Annotated in this window: 31 protein-coding genes, 3 tRNA genes and 1 pseudogene; 32 read left to right on the forward strand and 3 right to left on the reverse strand. The window is 71.4% G+C overall.

Going from position 1 to position 25963, the window contains the following annotated elements; genetic code table 11:
- Positions 1-23: 23 nt before the first annotated feature.
- The 30 genes and pseudogenes from CP982_RS14520 (at position 24) to CP982_RS14660 (ending at position 23169) form a co-directional block, all read left to right on the forward strand.
- Positions 24-224 (forward strand): hypothetical protein, encoded by a 201-nt coding sequence (locus CP982_RS14520; protein ID WP_150510925.1) that lies wholly within the window; start codon positions 24-26, stop codon positions 222-224.
- Positions 225-349: 125 nt separating this feature from the next.
- The gene (locus tag CP982_RS14525) at positions 350-529 is read left to right on the forward strand and encodes a hypothetical protein (protein ID WP_150510926.1); all 180 of its coding nucleotides are present in this window, start codon (positions 350-352) and stop codon (positions 527-529) included.
- 586 nt (positions 530-1115) lie between these two features.
- Positions 1116-1595, forward strand: a complete 480-nt coding sequence (locus CP982_RS14530) for a phage terminase small subunit (RefSeq protein WP_229878889.1) — start codon at positions 1116-1118, stop codon at positions 1593-1595.
- Positions 1579-3216, forward strand: coding sequence for a hypothetical protein (locus tag CP982_RS14535; protein WP_150510927.1), 1638 nt, complete (start codon positions 1579-1581; stop codon positions 3214-3216). Before CP982_RS14530 ends, CP982_RS14535 begins: the two co-directional genes overlap by 17 nt.
- A gap of 9 nt (positions 3217-3225) precedes the next feature.
- Positions 3226-4701, forward strand: a complete 1476-nt coding sequence (locus CP982_RS14540) for a phage portal protein (RefSeq protein ID WP_150510928.1) — start codon at positions 3226-3228, stop codon at positions 4699-4701.
- Positions 4698-5642, forward strand: coding sequence for a DEAD/DEAH box helicase family protein (locus CP982_RS14545; RefSeq protein WP_150510929.1), 945 nt, complete (start codon positions 4698-4700; stop codon positions 5640-5642). Before CP982_RS14540 ends, CP982_RS14545 begins: the two co-directional genes overlap by 4 nt.
- A 47-nt stretch (positions 5643-5689) precedes the next feature.
- Positions 5690-6439: a hypothetical protein gene (locus CP982_RS14550; protein WP_150510930.1), complete on the forward strand. Its 750-nt coding sequence runs from the start codon at positions 5690-5692 to the stop codon at positions 6437-6439.
- A gap of 15 nt (positions 6440-6454) precedes the next feature.
- Positions 6455-7297, forward strand: coding sequence for a phage major capsid protein (locus CP982_RS14555; RefSeq protein ID WP_150510931.1), 843 nt, complete (start codon positions 6455-6457; stop codon positions 7295-7297).
- A gap of 15 nt (positions 7298-7312) precedes the next feature.
- Positions 7313-7681, forward strand: a complete 369-nt coding sequence (locus CP982_RS14560) for a hypothetical protein (RefSeq protein ID WP_150510932.1) — start codon at positions 7313-7315, stop codon at positions 7679-7681.
- A gap of 1 nt (position 7682) precedes the next feature.
- The gene (locus CP982_RS14565; protein WP_150510933.1) at positions 7683-8012 is read left to right on the forward strand and encodes a hypothetical protein; all 330 of its coding nucleotides are present in this window, start codon (positions 7683-7685) and stop codon (positions 8010-8012) included.
- A 12-nt stretch (positions 8013-8024) separates the two neighbouring features.
- Positions 8025-8621 (forward strand): head-tail connector protein, encoded by a 597-nt coding sequence (locus CP982_RS14570; RefSeq protein WP_150510934.1) that lies wholly within the window; start codon positions 8025-8027, stop codon positions 8619-8621.
- Positions 8618-8950, forward strand: coding sequence for a head-tail adaptor protein (locus tag CP982_RS14575; protein ID WP_150510935.1), 333 nt, complete (start codon positions 8618-8620; stop codon positions 8948-8950). The genes CP982_RS14570 and CP982_RS14575 overlap by 4 nt, the downstream gene beginning before the upstream one ends.
- Positions 8951-8961: 11 nt before the next feature.
- A complete protein-coding gene (locus tag CP982_RS14580; protein WP_150510936.1) occupies positions 8962-9288 on the forward strand; it encodes a hypothetical protein in 327 nt (108 codons plus the stop codon).
- On the forward strand, positions 9288-9662 hold the full coding sequence (locus tag CP982_RS14585; RefSeq protein ID WP_150510937.1) for an HK97-gp10 family putative phage morphogenesis protein: 375 nt from the start codon (positions 9288-9290) through the stop codon (positions 9660-9662). Before CP982_RS14580 ends, CP982_RS14585 begins: the two co-directional genes overlap by 1 nt.
- 14 nt (positions 9663-9676) lie before the next feature.
- Complete coding sequence (locus CP982_RS41725; RefSeq protein WP_170316425.1) at positions 9677-9859, forward strand: hypothetical protein; 183 nt, start codon at positions 9677-9679, stop codon at positions 9857-9859.
- Positions 9856-10257, forward strand: coding sequence for a DUF3168 domain-containing protein (locus CP982_RS14590; RefSeq protein WP_150510938.1), 402 nt, complete (start codon positions 9856-9858; stop codon positions 10255-10257). Before CP982_RS41725 ends, CP982_RS14590 begins: the two co-directional genes overlap by 4 nt.
- Positions 10258-10269: 12 nt before the next feature.
- Positions 10270-10692: a phage tail tube protein gene (locus tag CP982_RS14595; RefSeq protein ID WP_150510939.1), complete on the forward strand. Its 423-nt coding sequence runs from the start codon at positions 10270-10272 to the stop codon at positions 10690-10692.
- Between the two features lie 2 nt (positions 10693-10694).
- Complete coding sequence (locus CP982_RS14600; protein ID WP_150510940.1) at positions 10695-11060, forward strand: hypothetical protein; 366 nt, start codon at positions 10695-10697, stop codon at positions 11058-11060.
- Positions 11061-11092: 32 nt separating this feature from the next.
- Positions 11093-11404 (forward strand): phage tail assembly protein T, encoded by a 312-nt coding sequence (locus CP982_RS14605; protein WP_170316426.1) that lies wholly within the window; start codon positions 11093-11095, stop codon positions 11402-11404.
- 42 nt (positions 11405-11446) lie between these two features.
- Positions 11447-13561, forward strand: a complete 2115-nt coding sequence (locus CP982_RS14610) for a hypothetical protein (protein ID WP_150510942.1) — start codon at positions 11447-11449, stop codon at positions 13559-13561.
- An 11-nt stretch (positions 13562-13572) separates the two neighbouring features.
- On the forward strand, positions 13573-16899 hold the full coding sequence (locus tag CP982_RS14615) for a hypothetical protein (RefSeq protein ID WP_150510943.1): 3327 nt from the start codon (positions 13573-13575) through the stop codon (positions 16897-16899).
- Between the two features lie 12 nt (positions 16900-16911).
- On the forward strand, positions 16912-18525 hold the full coding sequence (locus CP982_RS14620) for a right-handed parallel beta-helix repeat-containing protein (protein WP_150510944.1): 1614 nt from the start codon (positions 16912-16914) through the stop codon (positions 18523-18525).
- A gap of 51 nt (positions 18526-18576) precedes the next feature.
- Positions 18577-19179 (forward strand): annotated as a pseudogene (locus CP982_RS14625) (N-acetylmuramoyl-L-alanine amidase); the annotation flags it as partial.
- Positions 19180-19292: 113 nt separating this feature from the next.
- Complete coding sequence (locus CP982_RS14630; RefSeq protein ID WP_150510946.1) at positions 19293-19547, forward strand: holin; 255 nt, start codon at positions 19293-19295, stop codon at positions 19545-19547.
- 16 nt (positions 19548-19563) lie between these two features.
- Entirely contained in the window at positions 19564-19872 is a 309-nt protein-coding gene (locus tag CP982_RS14635) for a hypothetical protein (RefSeq protein WP_150510947.1), read from the forward strand.
- Positions 19872-20510: a collagen-like protein gene (locus CP982_RS14640; protein ID WP_150510948.1), complete on the forward strand. Its 639-nt coding sequence runs from the start codon at positions 19872-19874 to the stop codon at positions 20508-20510. Before CP982_RS14635 ends, CP982_RS14640 begins: the two co-directional genes overlap by 1 nt.
- Before the next feature lie 136 nt (positions 20511-20646).
- A complete protein-coding gene (locus tag CP982_RS14645) occupies positions 20647-21867 on the forward strand; it encodes a helix-turn-helix domain-containing protein (protein ID WP_150510949.1) in 1221 nt (406 codons plus the stop codon).
- 171 nt (positions 21868-22038) lie between these two features.
- Positions 22039-22503 (forward strand): hypothetical protein, encoded by a 465-nt coding sequence (locus CP982_RS14650; RefSeq protein ID WP_150510950.1) that lies wholly within the window; start codon positions 22039-22041, stop codon positions 22501-22503.
- The gene (locus tag CP982_RS14655) at positions 22500-22724 is read left to right on the forward strand and encodes a hypothetical protein (protein WP_150510951.1); all 225 of its coding nucleotides are present in this window, start codon (positions 22500-22502) and stop codon (positions 22722-22724) included. Before CP982_RS14650 ends, CP982_RS14655 begins: the two co-directional genes overlap by 4 nt.
- A complete protein-coding gene (locus CP982_RS14660; RefSeq protein WP_150510952.1) occupies positions 22717-23169 on the forward strand; it encodes a hypothetical protein in 453 nt (150 codons plus the stop codon). Before CP982_RS14655 ends, CP982_RS14660 begins: the two co-directional genes overlap by 8 nt.
- A 223-nt stretch (positions 23170-23392) precedes the next feature.
- Here the strand turns inward: CP982_RS14660 and CP982_RS14665 are convergent.
- The 3 genes from CP982_RS14665 to CP982_RS14675 form a co-directional block, all read right to left on the reverse strand.
- Positions 23393-23466, reverse strand: a tRNA-Ile gene (locus CP982_RS14665).
- A gap of 264 nt (positions 23467-23730) precedes the next feature.
- Positions 23731-23803, reverse strand: a tRNA-Asn gene (locus CP982_RS14670).
- A 5-nt stretch (positions 23804-23808) separates the two neighbouring features.
- A tRNA-Asn gene (locus tag CP982_RS14675) sits at positions 23809-23881 on the reverse strand.
- 168 nt (positions 23882-24049) lie between these two features.
- Here CP982_RS14675 and CP982_RS14680 point away from each other — a divergent pair.
- Positions 24050-24355, forward strand: coding sequence for a YtxH domain-containing protein (locus CP982_RS14680; RefSeq protein WP_144003313.1), 306 nt, complete (start codon positions 24050-24052; stop codon positions 24353-24355).
- Positions 24356-24528: 173 nt separating this feature from the next.
- Complete coding sequence (locus CP982_RS14685) at positions 24529-25956, forward strand: FGGY family carbohydrate kinase (RefSeq protein WP_150510953.1); 1428 nt, start codon at positions 24529-24531, stop codon at positions 25954-25956.
- The last annotated feature ends 7 nt before the right edge of the window (positions 25957-25963 follow it).

Below are 25963 nucleotides of genomic sequence, written 5' to 3' on the forward strand. Positions count from 1 at the left end.
TTAGGTCGCGGCATCATGGGGGCATGGAGTCGCAGATGATCCGGCCCGGCCACCTCACCGCCCACCAGACCGCGACCGTCCTCGGCATCACCCTCGACGGCGTCCGCCAGCTCGTCCGCCGCGGCCACCTCACCCGCTCCGGCGGCACCCCCCGCCAGCCCTGGTACGCACTCGCCGACGTCCAGGCCCTCGACACCAAGCGGCGCACACGCGACGCCGCTTGACCGCAGGTCAGCGCCGTGTCACGATCCCGGTGTACAACTGTGTCCTCAAACGGACGCCGCAGACACACGACGAAGCCCCGGCCCGCATCCCCGGCCGGGGCTTCGTCGTACTTCGGGGGGACTCCATGCCGCGCATCCAGATCCTCGAACTGCCCGCCGAGCGCCACGGAGACGACGTGACGACGCCGTTCGTTCTCGTCGTCGACCAGTGGACATCGCCCCTGCACGGTCACCTGACGAAACTTGCCGAGAAGAGCGGAGCCCGCGCCGTCATGGTGTTCGAAGAGACCATGGACGTGGCCTAGCCCATGCCCCGCAAAGCCCTCCAGGTCTGCCCCACCCCCGGATGCCCCACCCTCACCACGACAGGCCGCTGCGAGACCTGCCAGGCGCGCGCCACACGCACGCGCGCGAGCGCCACATCCAAGGGCTACGACGCCAGATGGGCCCGCACCAGCTCGGCCTACCTGCGAGCACACCCCTACTGCGAGTGCGACGAGTGCGAGGCGCTGCCCCCGCTGCTCAGGTCACGAGCCACCGAGGTCAACCACCGAGACGGACTCGGACCAAGGGGACCAAGGGGCCATGACTGGACGAACCTCCAGGCCATGACCAAGGCCCACCACTCACGCGAGACAGCGAAGCACCAGCCCGGAGGCTGGAACGATCGCGATCAGTGACTCACAGGCATCAGTGCAGGTCAGAGGCCTGCCGAGATACCCATGTGGGGCAAAACCGCAGCTCAGAGGGGTGGGGGTGGACCCCTTCGGTCTAGGGGTCCCGGAACGCCGGGGAGGGCTCCGGGAAGTCCGCCAGGTTCAGAAGACCTTGATCGTCACGCAAGGTGACGGACGTCGGTGCTGCGCAACGCAGCGGCGAGGAGTGATCGCTATGCCCCGTGGTGGTGCCCGTGTCGTGTCCGGTCCGCCGCCGGACCCCAACGCGCTGCGCCGGAATCGCCCGTCGGACAAGGCGGGATGGACGACGCTCCCGGCCGAGGGCCGCGCCGGCGTCGCGCCGGTGTTCCCGCTGGAGATGATGACGCCGCGCGAGGACGAGCTGTGGGTGGACCTCTGGTCCCGGCCGCAAGCCGTCGCGTGGGAGGCCCTGGAGCAGACCTACGAGGTCGCGCTGTTCGTGCGCACGCTCGCGCAGGCCGAGAAGCCCAACGCCCGCGTGGACGTGCAGCGCATCATCCGCAGCTACCTGGATTCGCTCGGCCTGTCCGTGCAGGGGATGCTGCGCAACCGGTGGAAGATCGGCCCCGCCACCGAGGCCGACGAGCCCGCGCTGGCGCCGGAGGCGGCGCCGCGGCGACGGGCGAGCGCGCGGGACCGGCTCAAGGTCGTGCCCCGTGACGAAGGCGCCTGACCACGGGTTCGTCGTCGATTTCCCCACCCTGTGGATCGTCCCGGACTGGATCGAAGCGCACTGCCCGGTGCCGGACGGGTTCCGCGCGGGCGAGTCCCTCGAGCTGTATCCGTGGCAACTGTGGTGCACGGTCAACCACTACCGCATCAAGGCGACGGCGACGCGCGGGCAGCTGGCGCCTGCGTTCCACTACCGGCGCTCGCAGGTGGTGGCGCCGCAGAAGACCGGCAAGGGCCCGTGGTCGGCGACCATCGTCTTGGCCGAAGCCGTGGGCCCGGTCGTGTTCAACGGGTGGGCCCGCGGCGGCGAACGCTTCCGGTGCGCGGATCACGGCTGCTCGTGCGGCTGGTGGTACGAGTACGAGGCGGGCGAGCCCATGGGCATGCCGTGGCCGAGTCCGTTGATCCAGCTGACGGCGACGTCCGAGGACCAGGTGGCCAACGTCTACCGGCCGCTGCAGAGCATGGTGAAGCAGGGCCCGCTCGGCGACCTGATGCGGGTGGGCGAGGAGTTCGTGCGCATCGGCGAGCGCGGCCGCATCGACGTCGTCACGTCCTCGGCCCTGTCCCGGCTCGGCAACCCGATCACGGCAGCCGTGCAGGACGAGACGGGCACGTGGACCGAGGCGAACAAGCTGCGCCGGGTCGCGGAGACGCAGCGGCGCGGCCTGGCCGGGATGGGCGGCCGGGCGCTGGAGACCACGAACTCGTGGGACCCGTCCGAGGACTCGGTGGCGCAGCGCACCAGCGAGGCCAAGGCCCGCGACATCTTCAAGTACCACCCGCAGGCACCCAGGACGCTGTCCTACAGCAACAAGCGGGAGCGCCGGAAGATCCACGCGGTGGTGTACGCGGGGTCGACGCACGTGGACCTGGACGCGATCGAGGCCGAGGCCGTCGAGTTGATGGAGAAGGACCCGGCGCAGGCCGAGCGGTTCTTCGGCAACCGCTGCGTCGCAGGCAGCGCCGGGTGGCTGGACGGCTCGAAGTGGGCGGCGAAGGCGAAGCCGCGGCGGGTGCGCGCGTACACGCGGATCGTGCTCGGCTTCGACGGCTCGGACATGGACGACTGGACGGCGATCCGCGCGGAGACGATGGACGGCTACCAGTTCACGCCGGTGTTCGGCGCGAACGACGAGCCGACGATCTGGAACCCGGCCGACCACGGTGGGCAGGTCCCGCGCGCGGAGGTCCGCGCGGCAATGGACCAGTTGATGAACCGTTACGACGTGGTGCGCCTGTACGCGGATCCGCCGTACTGGGACACCGAGGTCGATGAGTGGGTGGACCTGTACGGCGAGGAGCGGGTGATCCGCTGGTACACGCGCCGCATGGTCCAGATGCATGCGGCGGCCGAGCGGCTGAAGACGGACGTAGTCAAGCGGAACACCGAGGGGGCGCGGGCGGCCGCGTTCACGCACGACGGGTGCCCGCTGACGCAGTCGCACATCGAGAACACGCGCATGGCCGAGCGCCCCTCCGGGCTGTACGTGCTGCGCAAGGCGAGCCCTGCCCAGAAGATCGACAGTTCGGTGGCGTCGGTGCTCGCGCACGAGGCGCTCGGCGACGTCATCGCGGCGGGCCTGGCCGAGCGAGAAGAGTCCTTCTACTACTCGGCGTGAGGGGGTCGCATGGCCACGCTGGCGCAGGCCCTCCAACTGGTGTCGCTCCTGGAGTCGGAGTTGATCCGCCGCCGGTCGGAGATCGACCGGAACGGCGACTACTACCGCGGCAAGCACCCGCTGAAGTTCGCCTCGGACGACTTCGCGAAGTACCACGGCGACCGATACCGGGACTTCTCCGATAACTGGACGCAGGTCGTCGCCGACAGCCCAGTGGAGCGGCTGACGGTCACCGGGTTCCAGGCCTCCGGGCAGGAGCGGGCCGACAAGGACCTGTGGGAGGTGTGGCAGGTCAACGGCCTGGACGCTGACTCGCAGTTGGGGTTCCTCGGCGCGGTCACCAGCGCGCGCAGCTTCGTGCTGGTGTGGGGCGACCCGGACGACCCCGACATGCCTGTGGTCACCTTCGAGGACGCGGGGCAGTGCATCGTGGCCTACGAGCCCGGATCCCGGCGGATGCGGCGGGCAGGGCTGAAGCGCTGGCAGGACGGCAACCGCGACTTTGCGACGCTGTATCTGCCCACCGAGGTGTGGAAGTTCTCCCGGCCGTTGGCCCGGCAGGACAAGAGCCCGCAGATGGCCGACGTCGATGAGCAGCTGCGGACGTGGGAGCCGCGGGAGATGGCGGATGAGCCGAACCCGCAGCCCAACCCGATGCTGGCGGTGCCGCTCGTGGAGCTGCCGAACAAGCCGATGTTGGTGGAGGACCCGATCTCGGACGTGTCCGGCGTGGTGGCGATGCAGGATGCGATCAACCTGCTGTGGGCGCAGCTGTTCACCGCCTCTGATTACGCGTCGTTCCCGCAGCGCGTCGTGCTCGGCGCCGAGCGGCCGATGATCCCGAAGCTGAATGCGGCGGGCGAGATCGTCGGCAAGCAGCCCGTCGACCTGTCGAAGTTCGCGGTCGACCGGGTTGCGTGGATCACGGGCAAGGACGCGAAGATCGCGGAGTGGCAGGCCGCCAACCTGGGAGCGTACTCGTCGATCATCGAGGTTGCTGTCGGGCACCTCGCCGCGCAGACCCGCACCCCGCAGCACTACCTGGTCGGCAAAATGGCCAACCTGTCCGGTGACGCGCTGCTGGCCGCTGAGACCGGGCTGGTCAAGCGGGTGGACGAGAAGAAGCTGTGGTTCGGGCAGTCCCTGCGGGAGGTCACCCGTCTGATCTACCTTGCGCGCGGCGAGGACGAGCGGGCGCGGGCGATGCGCGCGGGCGCGGTGCTGTGGGCGGACTCCGAGTCCCGCTCGCACTCCCAGCTCGCGGACGCGCTCGTGAAGCTGAAGGACATCGGGTTCCCCTTCGAGTGGCTGGCCCTGCGCTACGGGCTTACCCCCACCGAGGTCGCGGACGTGGTCGCGATGCGGGAGCGGGAGATGGAGATGGACCCGGTGGGCGCGGCCGCGCAGCTGCTTGCCCAGCGTCCCGTCCCGGACACCGAGACGGAACCGGGCGAGGACCCGGTTCCCGATGAGGCGGCGTCGTGACGCCGCCGGTATCCGCTCAGCAGCACCAGGAGCAGCGGGCCGTGCAGGCGGCGACGGCGGCGGCCGCGGTGCGCGCGATCTGGACGGGCGTTGACGAGGAGCGGCTGGAGGCGTCGTGGCTGGCGCGGGCGCCGCTGGCCGCCGAGCTCATTCGCACCGGGCAGCTCGCTGCGGCCTCGTCGGCCGAGCCCTGGCTGGCCGCCGAGGTCGGCGAGGGCGAGGGCACCGTGGACGCGGAGGCCGCGGTGGCGGCGACCGGGGACCTGACGCTGCCGCTGCTGTATCCGCTGCTGATCGCTTTCAACCGGATCGCCCGCGGCTTCTCCACGGCGTTGTCGATCCTGTCGGGGGCGGCGTTTCTGGAGATGGTGACCCGCAGCCTGATCGCGGACGCGGGCCGCATCGCGGACATGGCCGGAATGATCGCCCGGCCGCGCGTCGTGTCCTACGTCCGCGTCGTGCACCTGCCCGCGTGCGCGCGCTGCATCATCCTCGCCGGACGCGAATACAGCCTCAGCGAAGGGTTCCTGCGGCATCCGCGGTGCGACTGCACCATGGCGCCGAAGCGGCCCGGCGACAGCTGGGTGCCGCTGCTTCCTGAGGACCTGGCCGCGCAGATGACCGAGGGCCAGATGCGGCGCGCGTTCGGCGAGGCCGGCGCGCAGGCCATCGCCGACGGCGCGGACGTCGCGCAGGTCGTCAACGCGCGGCGCGGCATGACCACGGCCACCCGCTACCGGCGCACCGTGCAGGCCACCACCGAAGGCACCACCCGCCGGGGCCTGTACGGGTCGCGGAGGTCGAAGTTCGAGAAGGTCCCCGGCGCCCGGTACGCGCGCGCGAGCACGCCGCGGCTGATGCCGGAGGAGATCTACCGGCTGGCCGACGGCGACCGTGCGCACGCGATCCGCCTGCTGCGCCGCAACGGCTACCTCTTCTGACCTGGCGCAACGCCCGGTCCACACCGCACCCGCAACGGGAGATCAGCATGCACGCACCCCTGCCCACGCACCCGCGTACCGGCGCCCGCGCGCTGGGCTGGCGCAAGGCCCGCCCTGGCGAGGACGACGACGCCCTGTATCCGGTCTGGCCGATCCTCGGCGGCGCCGAGGACGAGGACGGCCAGGACGACGACACGGACGACGACACGGACGAGGGCGCCGACGACGACGGTGGCCAGGACGACGACACGGCGGACGGAGGCGACCAGGACGACGCGGACCCCGAGGGCGCCGACCAGCTCGGCGACCGCGGCAAGCGGGCCCTGGCCGCGATGAAGGGCAAGTGGAAGTCCGAGCGCGACAAGCGCCGCGCGCTCGAGACCCGCATGGCCGAGCAGGGCCAGGACGACGACGCGGTCACCAAGGCGACCGCGGCCGCAACGGCCGCAGCCAACACGCGGATCCTCAAGGCCGAGGTCCGCGCCGCCGCCAAGGGCCGCCTGGCCGACCCCAAGGACGCGCTCACCTTCCTCGACCTCGAGCAGTTCGAGGTCGACGAGGACGGCGCGATCGACGAGGACGAGATCGCCGAGGCGATCGAGACCCTCCTGAAGAAGAAGCCCTATCTGGCCGCTCAGAGCGGCCGCCGGTTCCAGGGCACCGGTGATGGCGGAGCAGCGCGCAAGGCGGGCCGTCCGAAGCAGCTCGGCGAGAAAGACCTCAAGAACATGAGCGCCGACGACATCGTCAAGGCCCAGGACGCGGGCCAGCTCGACGACTACCTCGGCGCCGGATAACCCAAGGAGGGCCCCGTGGCCATCACCCGCTTCAGGCCGGAGGTCTGGTCGGCGCGACTGCTCGTCGCCACCCGGACCCGGCTCGTCTACGCGCAGCCCGGCGTCGTCAACCGCGACTACGAGGGCGAGATCGCCGAGTCCGGCGACACCGTGCGCATCACATCGATCTCGGACCCGACGATCGGCACGTACACCCCGAACTCGACGGTCATCACGCCCGAAGAGCTCACCGACGCGCAGCGCACGCTGCTGATCGACCAGTCGAAGTACTTCTCGTTCAAGGTCGACGACGTCGACAAGCGGCAGGCCAAGGGCACCGTCATGCCCGAGGCCATGAACCGCTCCGCCTACCAGCTGGCCCGCGTCGCCGACTCCTACGTGGCGAACCTGTACACGCAGACCGCGGTCGGCAACCAGCTCGGCACGGTGGCCGTCACCACGGCGGACCTGGCGTACACGCAGCTGCGCCTGCTGAAGCTGAAGATGGACGAGGCGGACATCCCCGAAGAGGGCCGCTACGTCGTCGGCCCGCCGTGGTTCTTCTCCCTGCTGCTGGAGTCTCCCAAGTTCCTGGACGCCTCCGCGTCCGGGACCACCGAGCCGCTGCGCAACGGCTTCATCGGCCGCACCCTCGGCTTCAACCTGGCGCAGTCCAACCAGGCCCCCAACCCCACCGGAGACGACTTCGTCGTCCAGGCCGGGGTGCCGGAAGCGATCTCCTACGCCGAGCAGATCAACAAGACCGAGGCCTACCGGCCCGAGTCGAGCTTCTCGGACGCCATCAAGGGCCTGCACCTGTACGGGGCCAAGGTGATCCGCCCCACCCACCTCGTCACGCTGCTCGCGTCGAAGACCTGATAGGAGCCCGCCACCATGGCACGTACCGCTGTCCCGTACAGCAACCTCGTTCCGAACGGCAACCTGGCGCAGCCCGCGGGCACCGCCCTGGACGCCACCAACGACCACGTCATCAACAACGCGGTGCCCGAGCTCACGGTGCTGCGGGTGACCAACACGGACGGCTCGCCGCACACCGTGACGGTCAAGGCCGGGGACAACCCGCCCGCGCTCGCGGCCGGGCAGGGCGACCTGACCGTGTCCGTCGCCGCGACGACCGGCGTGCAGCTGATCGGCCCCTTCGAGTCCGGCCGTTTCCTCCAGGCCAACGGCACGATGGAGATCGACATCGAGGCCTCCCACGCCGGAACGATCACCGCGCTGCGCGTCCCGAGGAACACCTGACATGGCAGAGACGATCTATCTGCGCGGCGAAGGCGGCGGCATCCACGCCATGGATCTGCCCCTGCACGAGTCGATTCAGCAGCGCCTGGAGCGCGGGCAGCTGCGCCGCGTCAACGCCGACGGCAGCCCGCTGGCCGCCGAACAGGCGCCCGCAGGCCCGGCGGACGACAGCACCCCGGACGCCGACCCCGCCGCCCCGTCCGGGCGGCCGCCGGTCAACGCGCCCAAGGCGGACTGGATCTCCTACATCGTCGCCCAGGGGCAGCTGTCCTTCGACGACGCCGCGAACCTGACCAAGGCCGACCTGATCGACCTCGCGGATGCGAGCTGAGGGGAGGCCGCCGTGGCACTCGCCCCGCTGGCGACGGTGGCCGACCTGGAGGCCCGCGGCCTGGCCATCGCAGCTGAAGAGGTCGCCGTCGTCGGTGTCTACCTCGAGGAGGCCTCGGCCGCCGTCCGGGAGGCCGCCGGGGTGCCCATCAGCCAGACGACGTCGACGCTCACCCTGGAGGGCCCGGACGACTCGCAGTGGCTGCACCTGCCCGGACCCCCGATCCAGGCGGTGGCGTCGGTCGCGATCGACGGGCAGACGGTCACCGACTGGAAGCTGACCGCGCACAAGCTGTGGCGTGCGAACGGCTGGCGCACCGGCTGCGAGCCGTCCGACGTCGAGGTGGTGCAGACCCACGGCCTGCCCACCGTGCCGGCGGACCTCGTCGGCCTGGTGTGCCGGATCGCTGCCGCGGTCCTGGTCCACCAGCGGGCGCAGCCCGACGGCGAGGGCCTCGCAGCGAAGGACATCAGGTCTGAGCGGATCGGGGACTACTCCGTGACCTACGGCGACAGCGGCCGCATCACCGACATCGAGCTGCCCGACTACCTGCGCGAGCAGCTCGCCGCCCGCTTCGGCGGCGGGGCCACGCTGGTGAGGTCCCGGTGAGCCGCGTCGGGCACCTGCTGAACGGCCGCGTGGAAGTGTGGCGGCCGGTCACCGCCGACGACGGGGGCGGCGGGCAGGACACCACCTGGGTCCTCCAGGCCACGCTGCGGGCCCGCCTGGCGCAGCCCTCGGCGCGCGAGCGCCAGGCCGCCGACCAGGCCGAGGCCGACCTGACGCACATCGTCTACCTGACGCCGGGCGCGGACGTGCGCCGCGGCGACGAACTCCGCACGACGGCGGCCGTCGTGCTGGAGGTGACGGCTGTCTTCGAGCCGTCGGCGCCCGGCACCTATCTGAGGGCGGACTGCACCGCCCGCCAGCACGAATAGAGGAGTTCCTCATGGCCGTCCTGTCCGCGCAGTCCGTCGCCCTCGGCGGCCTGCAGCCCACCTACGCCAACGCCGCGGGCGGCGGCGACCAGGCGCCCACCGGCGAGAAGCTGGTCCTGCACGTCCGCAACGACGACGCCTCCTCCAAGACCGTCACGCTCACCACCCCGGGCACGGTCGGCGGCCTGGCCATCGCGGACGCCGCGCAGACCATTCCGGCGGGCGGGGACGCGTTCATCCCGCTGAAGCCGACGTACCGGGACCCGGCGACCGGGCGGGCCTCCATCACCTACAGCGCCGCCACGTCCGTCACCGTGGCCGTCCTGCAGCTGCCCTGATGGCCCGCCGCGCACGCCTGGAGGGCCTTGGCCGCGCGCTCGCCGCTATCGCGCGCGTGCCCGAAGCGATGCGCGAGGCCCGCACCGAGACGCTGCACGAGTGGGCGGAGAACGTGCAGGACACCGCCGAGGACCGTGTTCCGCGCCGCACTGGCAACCTGTGGCAGTCCCTGGACCACCGCGTCTCCGAGCAGTACGGGCGGGCCGAGGTCGGCGTGTGGGAGCCCGACCAGCTCGAGTACGCGTACTACGTGGAGAAGGGCACCAGCTCCATGACCGATCAGCCCTACCTGGTTCCCGCGTTCAACGAACACCGCCGCCAAGTGGTGCGCACCTACCGGGCCGCCGTCCGCCGACGCCTGGGAGGCGAGTGATCATGGCTGCCCCTGTGACAGTGTCCTTGCCCGTCTTCATCCGCGTCGGCGACGGAGCAGAGGTGCAGGCGGGCACCATCACCGCAGACTCGGCGACCGGCATGCAGCTCGGCCAAGTTGATCTCCTGCGCGCCGTCGCAGACGAGATCCAGCGCCTGATCGCTGACCGGCCAGCGGACGAGGGACAGAGCGGGTGACGTCCGCGCTGTGGCCGCTCCAGACGGCCGTGTACGCCAAGCTGACCGGCCACGTCCCGCTCATGGCCCTCGTGTCGGGCGTGTACGACGAGGTGCCCGAGCAGGCCGCGCACCCCTACGTGTCGCTCGGCTCGATCACGGAGAGCGTCGACGACGCCCACAATCAGCGCGGTCTGGAGGCTGCCGTGGTGCTGCACGTGTGGTCGAAGTACCGCGGCTTCCGCGAGGCCGCGGCCATCCTCGCCGCCCTCGATGCCGCGCTGGACCGGCAGCCGCTGACCGTCTCCGGCTACCGGGACGTGTCCATCGCGCACGACCAGCACCAGCAGTTGCGCGACCCTGACCCCCAGATCAGGCACATCAACGTGTCGTACCGGGTCTGGCTCACCAAGATCTGACAGGAGGAAGCCATGGCTGGACTCGACGCGTTCGGGACGCAGCTTCAGCGCGGCGACGGCGCCACCCCGACCGAGACGTTCTCGCCGATCGCGAACGTCACCGACATCACCCCGCCCGGCGTCGAGCGGGAAACCTACGACGTCACTGCCCACGATTCCCCGGAGGCGTGGCGGGAGTTCATCGGCGGCCTGAAGGACGGCGGCGAGGTCGAGATCGAAGTGAACTACGACCCGCGCGAGCACGACAGCCTGTTCGCCGACTTCTCCGACGCGCTGCCCCGCTCCTACAAGGTCGTCTGGCCGGGCACGCTCGGCTCGTGGGCGTTCGCGGCGATCCTGACGAACTTCGAGCCGGAGGCGCCGCACGACGACAAGCTCGCCGCGTCCCTGACGTTCAAGGTGTCCGGCAAGCCGGCCATCACCACGGGGGCCTGAGCATGGGATACCTGTCCGCAGAACAGATCCTCGGCGCCGACGACCTCGCGTATGAGGACGTCGAAGTGCCGGAGTGGGGCGGCACGGTGCGGGTGCGGGAGATGCCCGGCACCGAGCGCGACAAGTTCGAGTCCCACTTCGTCGGCAAGGACGGCGCCTCGGTGCGCATGGAGGGCCTGGAGGGGTTCCGGGCCCGGCTCGCCGCCGCGACGATCGTCGACGAGCACGGTAAGCAGATGTTCCGCTCGGCGGCCGAAGTGAAGCGGCTCGGCGAGAAGAACGCGGCCGCCCTCCAGCGGGTATGCGACGCCGCGATGCGGCTGTCGAAGATGAGCGAGGCCGACGTCAAGGAGCTCGCGGGAAACTGAGGGCGCGGCCACAGCGGGCCTTCTACTTCCGCTTGGCCGCGCACCTCGGCGCCCGCTCCGTGCGCCACATGCTCGCCGACATCGGGGCGGCCGAGCTCGCCGAGTGGCGCGCGTATGAGGAGATCAGCGGCCCTCTCGGCGGAGCCCGCGGCGACTACAACGCGGCTGTGGTCGCCGCCGCGATCGTCGCGGTGAACCGCGGCAAGAACCAGAAGGCCCCGCCGCTGGGGGACTTCATCCCCCGCTGGGACCGCACGAGGATCCGCAAGACGCCCGAGGAGCTGTTCCAGAAGGCCATGGCCGCGAACACCGCCCTCGGCGGGCAGGTGATCACCCACAACTGAACAACGGCGAGGGGGTGATGGCCGGTGGCCACCCTCGCCTCGATGACCGTCCGTCTCGGCATCGACACCGACGCGCTGAGCGCCGACGCCGAGAAGGCCAAGAAGGTCCTGACCAATATCGGCAAGGCCGTCGGCGGCCTGGCCGGTGCCCCCGCCGCGGCCGCGATCGTCGCGGGGGTAGGCGGCATGGCTGCCGCGTTCGCCACTGCGGGCATCGCGGCCAAGGCCTTTCAGCTGGCTGTGGGCCCGCAGATGGAGGCCGTGGCCGAGGCCGCCACGCTCGCCGAGGAAGCCGAGAAGGCGGCCGCCGCCGGGGCGGAGGACGCCGCCGAGAAACAGAAGGCCTACACCGACGCCCTCGCGGCCATGCCCCCGCACACGCGCGCGATGGCCAAGGAGTTCATCGGCCTCAAGAAGGACTACTCGGCCTGGTCCGACAGCCTCTCCTCGAGCACCATGCCGGTGTTCACCAAGGGCCTCCAGGTCGCCCGGCGCCTGCTGCCGCTGCTCACCCCCTTCGTCAAGGAAGCGTCCAAGGCCTTCGGGGAGTTCGTCGACGAGATCGACCGCGGCACCCGCGGCAAGGGCCTGGAGACGGTCGCCGCGTCCCTCGCGAAGATCGCCGGACGCAACCTCAAGAGCCTGCTGACCGGGCTGAAGAACATCGCGGTCGGCATCGCCGGAGTGATCAAGGCGTTCATCCCCCTCTCCGACGAGATGAGCGGCGGCTTCGAGGAATCCACGGCCGCGTTCGCCAAGTGGGGGCAGGGCCTCGGCCAGTCGCAGGGCTTCGCCGATTTCATGACGATGGTCCGCCAGGGAGCACAGACCCTCAGCGTCCTTGCCCAGGCCGCGGTGCGCCTGCTCATCGCGCTCGCGCCGCTCATCGGTGTCACGGCGGCCATCGCCATGGGGCTTTCGAGCATCATCGAAGCTCTCCCGCCCTCGGTGATCTCGGCGCTGGCCGGAGCCATCCTGACCGCCGTCGTCGCGTTCAAGGCGTACAAGGCCGTCTCCTCCACGGTGGATGCGGCCAACGACCTGATGAACTCCCGCCTCGGCCAGCTCGCGCGCGGCTGGGTGCGCACGGCGGCCACCAGCGTCGCCGCGCAGGGCCGCATCGCCGCGCGCGCCGTCGTCACCGCGGCCCGCACCGCGGCCGCGTGGGCGATGGCGGCAGCGCGGGCGACGGCGACGTGGCTGGTCACGATCATCCGCGTGGCCGCGTTGACCATCGCCCGCTTCGCCATGATGGCGGCGCGCGCCATCGCGTGGGCTGCGGTCATGGCCGCGCAGTGGCTGATCGCCATGGGTCCGATCGGCTGGGTGATCGCCGCTGTGATCGCCCTCGTTGCGCTGGTCATCGCCAACTGGGACAAGGTCAAGGCCTGGACGCTCGTTGCCTGGACGGCCGTGCGCACGGCTGTTGCCGCCGCCGTTCAGGGTGTCCTGGCCGCCGTCGCCTGGCTCGGCCAGGTGCCCGGCATGATCCTGGGCTGGTTCACCAGCGCCAAGGACTTCGCGATCGCCGCCATGGTCGCGCTCGTCGCCTGGCTGGCCGGGCTTCCCGGCCGCGTCCGCTCCGCGATCGCGGGTCTCCTCGGTGTTCTGCGCTCGGCAGCCACAGCTGGTTTCAACGCCTTCCGCGCCGCCGCGGCCGCGCGGGTGTCCTCGTTCCTCGGCTGGATCCGCGGCCTGCCCGGCCGCATCTCCTCCGCGATCGGCTCTCTGAAGAGCCTCCTCATGGGCAAGGGCAAGGACCTGGTGCGCGGCCTGATGGCTGGCGTGCGCTCGATGGGCGGCTGGCTCAAGTCGAGCCTGATGTCTTTCGCCAAGTCGATCATCCCGGGGCCGATCGCCAAGGCCCTGAACATCGGCTCGCCGTCGCGGCTCATGGCCGACGAGATCGGCCGGTGGATCCCGCCCGGCATCGCCATGGGCGCCGAGGCCGCCGCCCCCGCCATGAACAAGTCCCTGGCCGGGCTCGTCGACGTGCCCGGCCTCACCACCGTGTCCCGGCCCGGCGCCGCTGGAGCCGCCCGCCAGGCCGTCGACGTCCGCATCACCGTCGACGGGCCCGAGGCCGTCAAGCGCCTCATCCGCTCCATCGTCGCCGCCGACGGCCGCGGCTCCGTCCAGACAGCCTTCGGCAAGTAAGGAGGCGCCGCGTGGCGTTCCCCAGCACCCCGCTGGACATCCGCACCGACCTCCAGCTGGCCGGTGTGTGGACCAACATCTCGGGCGACGTCTACGTGCGCGACCCGAAGATCATCGACGTGGGCCGCCGGGACCAGGGCACGCGCACCGACCCCGGCAGCCTGTCCCTGACCATCAACAACGCGGGCGGCAAGTACTCGCCGAGGAACCCCGTCAGCCCGCTGTACGGGCTGATCGGCCGCAACAGCCGCGTGCGCGTGTCCGTGCCCGGCACCGTCCGCTACCTCGACCTCACCGGCGCCTCCGACTCCTACGCCTCCACCCCCGACGCGGCGCCGCTGGACATCACCGGCGACCTCGACGTGCGCTGGGAAGGGGAAGCGTCCTGGTACGCGGCGGGCGCCCGCACCCTGATCGGCAAGTGGGAGACCACCGGCGACCAGCGGTCGTACCTGATGCGGATCCAGGACGGCCAGCTGTACCTCAGCTACTCGACGGACGGCACCGCGGCGCAGGCCTTCGCCCACTTCCGCCCCCTGCCCACCCTGCCCCGCCGCGCGGCCCTGCGCGCCACCCTCGACGTCGACAACGGCACCGGGGGCCGCACCGTCCTCTTCTACTGGGCTCCCTCCCTGGCCGGGCCGTGGACGCCGTTCGGCACCACCTCCACGCTCACCGGCACCATCACCGTGTTCTCCGGGACGGCGCCGCTCACCGTCGCCCCGACCGACCTCACCGCGTCCACGCCCCGGCGGCCCCTCGAGGGCCGCGTGTACGGAGCCGAGGTCCGCTCGGGCATCGGCGGCAGCGCCGTGGCGAACCCGGATTTCAGCGCGCAGACGGTCGGCGCGACCGGCTTCACCGACGGCGCCGGCCGCGCATGGACGCTCACCGCGGCCGCAGCCATCACCGACCGCGAGCCGCGCTTCGTCGGCGAGATCGCCTCATGGCCTACAAAGTGGCAGCCCGACGGCTCCGACGTGTGGACCACCGTCGAAGCCGCGGGCATCCTGCGCCGCTACGGCCAGGGCGCCAAGCCCCTCGACTCGACGCTGCGGCGCCGGATCCCGTCCGGGGCCCCGATCGCGTACTGGCCGATGGAGGAGGAGCGGGAGGCCACCCGTGCCTACTCGCCCATCAAGGGCGTGAGTGCGGCGGCCCTGACCGGCGTGGAGTTCGGCGCGGTCGACACGCTGCCCAGTTCGCGCGCGCTGCCCCGGCTGTCCGCGGCCGCCACCCTGTCCGCGATCGTGCCCACCCACGCCGACCCTGGCCAGTGGCAGGTCGAATTCGTCTACAACGCCGACGACAAGGCCCCGCCGGGCGCCGGGGACTGGGCCGAGGTCATCGGCGTTTCCACCACCGGCACCGTGCGCCGCTGGGTGATCGGCATGCGCGCGGGTGCCGCCCGCATCTACGGCTTCGACGCGTCCGGCACTGACGTCATCTTCCGCAGCGTCGGCCTCGGAAGTGACGTTTTCCATGGCTGGGTGCGCATGCGTTTCTGGGCCAGGGCCAACGGCAGCGCCGTCGACTGGCGCCTGGACTTCCAGGACGTCGGCGGCGACGCGGGCGGCCTCGGCGACACCCTCGCCGCCGCTACGCCGGGCCGCGTCACCGCCGTCACCGCCACCTGGGGCGCCCTCACCGAGGGCTGGGCACTCGGGCACCTGTCCGTCCTGCCGACCGCCGCCAACGGGCTCTACACCGGCAGCGACAACGGGTACGCGGGGGAGACCGCATGGCAGCGGATGCTGCGCCTGGCCAACGAAGAGGGCATTCCTCTCGGCCGGAGTGCGGGCCCGCTCACGCCCGAACGCGTGGGCCCGCAGCGCCCCGAGACGCTGCTGTCCCTGCTGGAGGCCGCGGCCGAGGTCGACGGCGGCCTCCTCCTCGAGGACCGCGCCCGCGTCGGCCTCGTCTACCGCGACCGCTCCACCCTCTACACCCAGGACCCCGCGCTCACCCTCGCCTACGACGAGCCCGGCCTGGCCTACCCGCTCGAGCCCGTCGACGACGACGAGGCCACCCGCAACGACCGCACCATCACCCGCGAAGGCGGATCCTCCGCGCGCGCCGTCCTGGAAGAGGGCCGCCTGTCCGTGCAGGACCCGCCGGACGGCATCGGCCTGTACGACGACGCGCAGACGCTCGCGCTGGATGACGACGTGCAGCCCGAGATGCACGCCTTCTGGCAGCTGCACCTGGGCACCTACGACGGCGCCCGCTTCCCCGCGGTGTCCGTCATGCTCCACAAGGCCCCGGCCCTCATCCCGGCCGTTCTCGCGCTGCGCGAGGGCGACGTGATCCGTCTGACCGGGCTCCCGCCGTGGGTGTCCTACGACGACGTCGACCTGATCGTGCAGGGCTGGCACGAAGTGATCGACCTGCACAAGTGGGACATCACGTTCAACTGCTCGCCCGGGGGCCCCTGGAACACCGCCGTCGCCGACCACGCGGTGTACGGCAAGGCCGACACGGACGGCTGCGAGCTGCTCGCCGCGGCGACGTCGACGGCGACCGAGCTGGACGTGGTCAGCGCGGGCCTGCCCTGGACCGAGGACCCGGTCGAGATGCCGATCCTGCTGCGCCTGGGCGGCGAGGTCGTGGAGACGACCGCAGTGGCGCCGCTCGCCGACAGCTACACGCGCACCGTGTCGAACGGCTGGGGCACCGCGTCCAGCGGCCTGGTGTGGGCCACCGCCGGCGGCGCCGCCTCCGAGCGGTCCGTGGACGGCGCCCGCGGCGTCGTCACCCTGCCCAGCTCCGTGAGCAGCATCCGCTTCCAGCACCTCGTGCCCGGGGTGCAGGACTGCGAGGTGCGGTGCCGGATGCAGGCCGGGCAGGTGTCGACCGGCGCGAGCATCGTCCCCGCGGTCCTGCTCCGCTACGTCAACACCTCGACGTACTACCGGGCCCGGCTGCACTTCGCCGTGGGCGGCGAAGTTTTCCTGTCTGTCACCCGCGACACCACGCAGGTCGGCGGCACCCCGCAGCTGTCCGGCGTCACGTACACGCCGTCCGATGAGTTCGAGCTGCGTGTGCGCCTGGAGGGCCACCGGATCCTGATGCGCGCGTGGAAGGTGGGCGCCGCCGAGCCGAGTGAGTGGCAGCACGACGTGACGATCACCTCGAACACGATCGCGGAAGGCGCCGTGGGCCTGTCCTGCTCCGGGTTCGCGGGCAACACGAACACCTCGCCCCTCGTGCGCTTCGACGCCTTCGAGGTGGTCGGCGGTCAGCGCCTGACCGTCACCCGTTCCGTCAACCGCGTCGTGAAGGCGCACGCCGTCGGCACCGCCGTGCGGCTGGCCCATCCCGCGATCGCGTCCCTGTAGGAGGAGGTCCTCGTGGCGACACCTGTCGAGCAGTGGCTGCCGGGCATGGACGTGACCGCGGGCCGCCTGGAGTCCATGAACCAGCGCTCGTCGTTCATGGTCACCAACTTCGGGGCGGACTCCTCCGGCAGCACGAACGCGGCGCCGGGTATCCAGATCGCCCTGGATCTGGCGCGCGACCTCGGCGGCGCGCAGGTGTACGTGCCACCTGGGGTGTACCTGATCGGCGCCACCCTGCGGATCTACAACAACACTCGGTTGACGCTCATGGCCGGGGCCGAGTTTCGGCGGAACTTCGCCGGAACGATGATCATCAACGGGGACGCCGGGCAGGCCTTCGGCGGCTACACCGGCCATTCCCGGATCACCATCGAGGGCGGCCTGTGGAACATGAGGGGCACGACCGTCGGGCTCACCGGCAGCGCCATGTGCATCTCCATCGGCCACGCCACCGACATCGTCATCCAGGACCTGGAGATCCGGGACGTGCCGGGCTTCCACGCCGTCGAGCTGAACAGCACCAGCCACGGTGTGATCAGGAACTGCAAGTTCCGGGGCTACATCGACCCTGGCGGCCGGGACTTCAGCGAGGCCGTCCAGATTGACTTGGCCAAGAGCGTTGGGGTCTTCGGCGGCTTCGGGCCCTACGACCACACGCCGTGCGAGGACGTGCTGGTCATGGGCTGCCACGTCGGCGCCTCCGGCACCGCGGGCACGACCGCCTGGCCGCGCGGCGTGGGCAGCCACAGCGCGACGATCACGAAGTTCCACCGGCGCATCCGCATCCTCGGGTGCAGCTTCGAGGGCCTCCTCCAGTACGCCGTGTCCGCGTACAACTGGGAAGACGTCACCGTCACCGCCAACACGTTCGTAACCTGCGGCTCCGGGGTGCGGCTGCGCACCGTCATCGCCTCCGACCCCGAGGACACCAAGGACCCGTCCGGCACGCCGACCGGCGGCAGCCAGAACATGCGCAACCTCACCGTCGTCGGCAACACCTTCCGCGACGGGCAGGGCTACGACGAGCCGATCGTGGCCCTCGGCGAGACCACCGGCACCGTCCTGAACGTGTCGATCTGCGGCAACGTCATCGACGGCTCGACGTCCGGGCAGAACGGCATCCGCCTCCAGGAGTGCAGCCGCATCACGGTCGGCGACAACTCGATCAACAACATCAACGGCAGCGGCATCAGCACGGAGGACTGCAACACGCTGACGATCACCGGCAACAACATCTACAACTGCGCCGGTCACGGCATCACGATCATCGACAACAGCAACTCCAACGTCGTCGGCAACCAGGTCCGCGAGCCCGGCAACAACGGCATCCTCGTGCAGTCCAGCACCTTCGTGCACCTGCGGGAGAACTTCATCCGATCGCCCGGCCGGGCCACCAACAACACGTACTACGGCATCCGCCTGTCCACCAACGCGGACAGCATCAACATGTCCGGCAACAAGGTCCGCCCGCACGGCTCGGGCAACGAAGCCGCCTACGCGTTCGCCGCCACGAACACCGTGACCACGCTGTCCCGCTTCGGCAACGACTGGCGCGGCACCTACGCGGCCGGCCAGATGCAGGACCTGTCCGTCACGCCGAACACGTCGGCCACCGACCTCACTTGACCCGCCGCCCCGCGCCCGAACGGCCGGGGCATTCCTGTGCCTGGAGGCCCCATGGCCGCACCCCTGTCCGCTTCCCGCCTCCTCGACGCGCTGCGCGCTGAGGGTGTGCGCGTCGTCGAGGTCGGCGACTGGCGTACGCACAACCGCAATTCGAAGGGCCCGTGGGGTCCGGTGCACGGCGTGATGATCCACCACACCGTGACCAAGGGGTCCGCCACCACGGTCCGGATCTGCCGCGACGGATACGCGGGCCTGCCGGGCCCGCTGTGCCACGGCGTCATCACCAAGGACGGCCGCGTGCACCTCGTCGGCTACGGCCGAGCGAATCACGCCGGGCTCGGCGACGACGACGTGCTCCAGGCCGTCATCGCTGAGCGCACGCTGCCCGCCGACAACGAGGCCAACACGGACGGCAACCGGCACTTCTACGGATTCGAGTGCGAGAACTTCGGCGACGGCGAGGACCCGTGGCCTGCCGCGCAGGTGGAGGCGGTCGTCCGCGCCTCGGCCGCGCTCTGCCGCGCGCACGGCTGGGGCACCGACGGGCCCACCTCCGTGATCGGACATGCCGAGTGGCAGCCCGGCAAGCAGGATCCGCGCGGCCCCGGCATCACCATGGCCGCCGTCCGGGCCCGCGTCGCCGAACGCCTCCGCCACCCCGCCTCGTGGTCGCCCGGCACGACCACGCCGACCCCGAAGCCGCCCACTGTCGAGGAGCGGCTGACCGCTCTGGAGAAGCGCGTCAACGCGCTGGAGAGGAACTGACCATGGGAACTGGCGCTTTCTGGAAGGCCACCGCCGAGCGGGCCGCGCGTACCTTCGCGCAGTCCGTGCTCGCGCTCATCACCGGTGACGGCCTCGGCGTCCTCGACGTCGACTGGGGCCAGGCCGCCAGCATCGGGGGCCTGGCGGCGATCGCCGCGGTGCTCACCGGGATCGTCACCAGCGGCGGCCCGGTCGGGCCCGGGCTGACGGAGACCGTGGCCACCGCGGACACCCCGCGCAGGCCGACCTCGATCTGACCGTGGGAGGGCCGGCGTGGCTGACGAGCCGACGATCGGGGAAGTCGTCCGCCGCCTGGAGGACGTCCGCCAGGACCTGAAGGAGGACATCCACGGAGTCGTCGCGCTCGTCAACCAGAAGGTCGACGGAGAGATCTTGCGCCTCGGCCAGCAGGCCCAAGACGAGCGGCACACCGCCCTCGTCGACCGCGTCGCCAAGCTGGAGCAGCAGGCCGCGGAGAGGGAACGTCAGCGCATCGCCGACCGGCGCCTGATCTTCTTCTCCCTTGTCGTGCCCGTGCTGCTGCTGGCGATCCAGCTGTACAACGCCAACCGGGGGGCGTGATGCACAAGGTGCCCCGCCGCGACCCCGTGGCGCTCATCCTCGGCCTGCTCCTGGCCGCGCTCGTGGCGTACATCTGGTGGCAGACCGCCGAGTTGTCCCGGGACCTGCGCACCGCCAATGCCGCACGGGACGCCCTCGCGCGGCAGGTACAGGGCCTGGGTGAGAAGCCGGTGGCTGGGCCGCCCGGGAGCCGCGGTGAGCCGGGCCGGAGCGTGACCGGGCCGCGCGGCCCCAGCGGTCCGGCGGGCGAGCCCGGCGAGGCGGGCCCGTCCGGGCAGCCGGGGAGCGCGGGCAAGGACGGCAAGGCGGGCGCCACGGGCCGGGACGGCGAGGACGGTGCCGCCGGAGGACCGGGCCCGAGCGGCGCCCCGGGAGCGCCCGGGGCCGACGGCGCCGCAGGCCCGCCCGGGCCGCAGGGCGAACCGGGGCCAGCTGGCGCGCGCGGCGAGCCAGGGCCACCCGGCGAGCCCGGCCGGGACGGGCAGGTCTGCCCGGACGGATACAGCCTCCAGCCACCGCCCGACGACCCCGACGCCCTCGTGTGCCGACGCGACGGCGCACCGAGTCCCGCACCTACCCCCGAGCGGCGCGGCCCGCAGGCCGCCGCGCTCGACCCCACCCGACGCCAGTACGCGTGAACGCGCCCCGGCCCCCGCCTTCGTGGCGGGGGCCGGGGCGCTTCGTCATGCACGAGAGTGGGCGATCCGCGCCCCCATGCCCACGCCGCCTGACAGCAGTACCGTGGACGCACATGACCTTCTGGCGGGGGTACGCATGAACGCAACCATCGGCGACCGCATCAGGCACCTGCGGGAGTTCCGCGACATCACCCAGGAAGAACTCGCCTCACACGCTCATGTCAGCGTCGACACGATCCGCAAGTTGGAGCAGAACCGGAGGCAGTCGGCGCGCATCGACACCCTCCGCGCACTCGCGCGCGCTCTCGACGTGGAACTCGAACGCCTGCTAGGACAACCCACCGTGACGCAGCAACTTTCGTCAGACGACGGTGGCCTTCTTGCACTGCGCGACGCGATCCAAGACGTCGGCGCCCTACCGGGCGTTCTCGTCGAGCAGGACGTAGAGGACCCGCCCGCGCCCGATGCGTGGATGGAGGAGGTGAAGGCCGCGACGTCCCTGTACTGGGAGGGGAACTACGCGGAACTCTCCAGCGTGACGCCGCTTCTGCTGCGCGACGGCCGGGCGGTGGCCCGTGAAGCCCAAGGCTCGATCGCTGAACGCGTGTGGCGGCAGCTCGGCTTGGCCTACCAACTGGCGGCATCTCTGGCCACGCAGAGCGGCCATCCGGACTGGGCGTTCGCCGCCGTCGAGAAGCAGCTGGCGGCCGCGCAGAAGGCCAGCGACCCCCTCCTGGAGGGGATGGGCGTTTCCACCTTGTCGTGGGTCCTGCTGCGGCAGGGCCGCTGGGAGCATGCGCAGAGTGTGGCCGAGCAGAAGGCAGACGCGCTGGAGCCCCGGTCCATGCGCCGGGCCCGGCCGGCGGAACTCGCGGTGCATGGCAACTTGCTGCTCGCCGCCGCCACACCGGCCGCCCGGCGGGACCGCAGAAGCGAGGCGAGGAACCTGCTGAACCTGGCCGAGGTCTCGGCCACCCGCTCTGGCCCTGTGCGTGCCTATGGGTCCGCGTTCTCCGTCATGGATGTGAAGACGCAGCAGGTGAACATCGCCCTCGCGGGCCGGAACAGCGAACCCGATGAGGCTCTCACCCTGGCAGGCAGCGTCGACCTGGCCGCGATCGAACGGCCCGTACACGCCGCCTCTCACCGCCTTGACGTGGCCCATGCCCGCTACCAGACCGGGGACGCTGACGGCGCCCTGGTGGATCTGCTGGACATTGAGGAGGACCAGCCGCAGTGGATCCGATACCAGACGCTCGCAGCCGCGACGGTGCGGGAGATGCTAGAGGCGGAGCGGCGCCGGAACACCGAGCTGCGTGGACTCGCTGCTCGGCTCGGCGTCGACCCCACCTTGTGAGCCGGTAGGACAACGCGTCCTAGTTCAGGGAAAATTGACGCCGCGACTGGTGGCTTCTGTCACTGGGCTGTGACGGCACGCATTCATAGCGTGACACCCGTCACATGGTGCCGCCCCTTACCCCCGCCAAGGTCGGGGCGGCACCACCGCCCATCGACTGGGGAGTCCGTTGTGGACGCCAACCTACAGAGAGCCGTATCGCAGTGGCTGGCCGAGGCCGACCCTCGACCGGGCAAAGTGTGGGCGGAGTGGGAGAAGCACGGCATAGCGCTGCTCCCGCTCGGCCGCCGCTTCGACGCGATCCGCGTCCCCGCCGAGCGCATCCACGCCGCGGCGGACAGCGACAAACCAGAGGTCGTCGCCACCGTCCTGCACGCCTGGATCGATGGCCCGGTGTTCCGGGACTTCCGCAGCAGTATGGGCCCGTACTACGTGCTCATCTCGACTGGGGCCGACTGGGATGGCCCCGACGAGCGCCTCACCACCGACACGTACCTCGGCGTTCCCCGCCCTGGCCACTCGACGATGCTCTCCCGCTGGGTCGTCCTGCCCTCGCACCCGGGTGCCCTGTGCGACACCCGGCACGTCCAGACGCTGCTGGCCACGGCCACTCCGATCAGGACGGTGGGCCAATGATGACCGCCGACCACAACGACTACGTGGACGACTATGAGTTCCCGGACCTGTACAGGCCCTACCGCGAGCACCTCGACACCTGCCCCGGTATCCACACCGGCCTCCTTGCGAACTGCGTCGAAGGCGCCCGCCTCGCCGCCGCCTGGCTGAACGAGGACTGGCCCGGCTACGGAGCCGCCGGAACCATCGAGCACTTCCGGGGAGTACGCGTTCATGCGTGACGTGACCGAACCCCTGCGCCTGTTCGTCGTACCCCCGCTGAGCTCCCTCGCCCCGGAGCAGCGGGCCGGTGCCGTGTGCGTGTGGTGCCCGCGGGCGCTCCCGCCCGGCGAGGGCGTCGACCTCGGCACCATCGGCACCTCACGGCTACGCGCCTGCTCCGCCTGCCACCTTTTGCAGAGCCGCGCCCTGCGGACATACCTCGACTGGTACGACCACGGCATCGACTGCCTGCGCTGCCCCCTCGGGCCCTGCGAGCAGGCACGCGTCTTGCGGGAGGGGCACCTTGACGCGCGGCAGCGGGCCGGGAAGCCGCCGCTGTGGTGCGTGCACTGCCGGACCACCATCGAGCCCGGCTTCGAGGCCCGCCCGCACCTGTGGCAGGGCCTGAGCGGCCCGGTGTACTCCTACGTCCACGCCCGCAGGTGCCCGACGAACGCCCCGTAGGCCCCGCCCGCCCTGCACCCCCCAGGTCACGGCGGCGAGCGGGTACAGCAGCCCCGGCCAGTGCATGTCTCCCGGCCGGGGCTGCGGCGCGTCTTGATCGATTGCACTTCGGTTGAGCGTCGGCTGAGCTAACGATCACCGGCCGGATCCTCACAACGAGGATCCGGCAACGCGGTGCAGTGTTGACGCAGGTGGAATCGTTCCTGCTTCTCGGGCACCTGAGTGGGGCGGGTGGGACTCGAACCCACGGCCGACGGATTATGAGTCCGCTGCTCTAACCGGCTGAGCTACCGCCCCTAACGGCGCGTCGCGCACATTTGTGCGCGCCGTCTGCCGCAGCATAGCCGCTCATACGATCTCCTGCTTCGGCTGGTCGGCATCGCACGACCATGAGGACCCCGCCGCGGCCCGCGCGGTTCCACCAGGGGTGGAGTGAGTTCGCGCGGGCGGGCCTGGAGGGCCCGGCCGAGGGGGCGTTGGGGAGCGGCACAGGGGGCGGCTCCGGCACGCGCGAGGACCCCTGGGCGCCGTGGTGGTGCCTCAGGGGTCCTCGTCGTACAGCTCTCCCGACTGGACTCGAACCAGTAACCTGCCGGTTAACAGCCGGCTGCTCTGCCAATTGAGCTACAGGAGACCGAGCTCCCCCGACTGGACTCGAACCAGTAACCTGCCGGTTAACAGCCGGCTGCTCTGCCAATTGAGCTACAGGGGAATGACTCTTGGTGACGGAGTCACTGCAACAATGTCACTTGCCTGGGGATTCCCGGGCGGCGTGCGCTCGCTGCGACACATACATTAGCGCAAGCAGGGGGGTGCTCCGCCAATCGGTATCCCCAGGCGACCGACGTCGGCAGTCGAGGCAAGGGAAAGGGTGGCCGTCATGCGCTACCGGCTCACGTTCGTGGCAGGACTGGCTCTGGGGTACGTGCTCGGGACGCGCGCCGGGCGCGAGCGTTACGAGCAGCTGAAGAAGTCCTTCCGTGAGGTGTCCCAGAACCCCGCCGTGCGCAACACCGTCGAGTCCGCCGCCCAGCAGGGCCGCGACGTGGCGGGCAAGGCCTTCCACACCGTCTCGGAGAAGGTGGGCGACCGCATGCCCGACTCCGTGGCGGAGCGGGTGCGGTCGCTGCGCGAGCGCGGGCAGGGCGATGCCACCGAGGACGACTGGGGCACCAGCAACACCTAGAGGGGCCGTCGGGCGGGTCCGGCCGCCGCATCCGCCCGACCGCACCGACAACCGCACCGCAACGACAACCGCACCGCCCCGGGACCGGAGCCTCCGCCCGGGGCGGACGCGTTCCCGGGGCCTTCCCGGACGTATGTGCGGGGCATCCCCCCGGGTGCGGCAGAATCCTCGGCATGGGGATAGTCGCGGGGTTGGACAGTTCGCCCGATTTCACACGCATCGTGGTCTGTGACACCGACACGGGAGCCGTACTCAGGCAGGGGTACGCCCCGCATCCACTGGAGGGCCCCGACGGCGCGCGACCGACCGACGTCGATCCGCAGGCCTGGTTGCTCTCCCTCGGCGAGGCGGCGGGCGGCGGGCTCCTCGAAGGCGTCCAGGCGATCGGCGTGTGCGCGCAGGAACACGCCCTCGTGCCCCTCGACGCGCAGGGCGCGACGGTGCGTCCCGCGCTCGTCGGCAACAACCCGCGCGCCCAGGTGGCCGCCGCCGACCTCGTCGACGGGCTCGGCAGCCGCCAGGCCTGGGCCCAGGCCGTGGGCTCCGTCCCGCAGGCCGCGCAGCCGGTGGCGAAGCTGCGCTGGCTGGCCAGGCACGAGCCGGAGGCGGCGCTCCGCACGAGCCTGCTCATGCAGGCCCCCGACTGGCTGGTGTGGCAGCTCCTGGGGCGGCCCACGCGGCGCACGACGGACCGGGGCGGCGCGTCCGGCACCGGCTACTGGTCGGCGGCGACCGGCGCCTACCGGCCCGACCTGGTGGAGCTCGCGCTCGGGCACCAGGCGATGCTGCCCGAGGTCATCGGGCCCGCGGACGCCGCGGGCACGACGCCCGAGGGGCTGCTGATATCGGCGGGCACGGGCGCGACCATGGCGGCGGCGTTCGGGCTCGGCGTGATGCGGGGCGACGCGGTGGTGTCGCTCGGCGCCTCCGGGTCCGTGATGGCCGTCCACCACGAGGCCCTGGTCGACCCGAGCGGCACGATCACCTCGCTCGCCGACGCCACCGGCATGCACCTGCCCGTGGTCCACACGTCGAACGCGGTGCGCGCGCTGCGCGGCACCGCCGAGATGCTGGGCGTCCCGGACCTGGAGACCCTCTCCGACCTGGCGCTCAAGTCGACCCCCGGCGCCCACGGCCTCGTCCTGCTGCCCTATCTGGAGGGCGAGAAGACGCCGAACCTGCCGCACGCGGCGGGCACCCTGACCGGGCTGCGCCGGGAGTCCATGAAGCCGGAGCACCTGGCGCGGGCCGCCTTCGAGGGCATGCTCTGCGGGCTCGGCGACGCGCTCGACGTGCTGCGCGGGCGGGGCGTGGAGGTGCGGCGGGTGTTCCTGCTCGGGTCCGCGGCGGACCTGCCCGCCGTGCGGGCCGCCGCGCCGATGCTCTTCGGCACGCAGGTCGTGGTGGTCCAGCCGGCCGACTACGCCGCGATCGGCGCCGCGCGCCAGGCGACGTGGGCGCTGACCGGGCAGCTGCCGCAGTGGCAGGGCGCGGTGGCGCAGGTCTTCGAGCCGGGCGAGGAGCTCGCGGTGGGGCAGGCGGTGCGCCAGCAGTACGCAGCGGTGCGCGAGCAGGCGCACCCGGGAGCGTTCGCGCCCTGAGCGGGAC

Origin of the sequence: Streptomyces spectabilis (assembly GCF_008704795.1) — a bacterium.
Taxonomy (GTDB): Bacteria; Actinomycetota; Actinomycetes; order Streptomycetales; family Streptomycetaceae; genus Streptomyces; species Streptomyces spectabilis.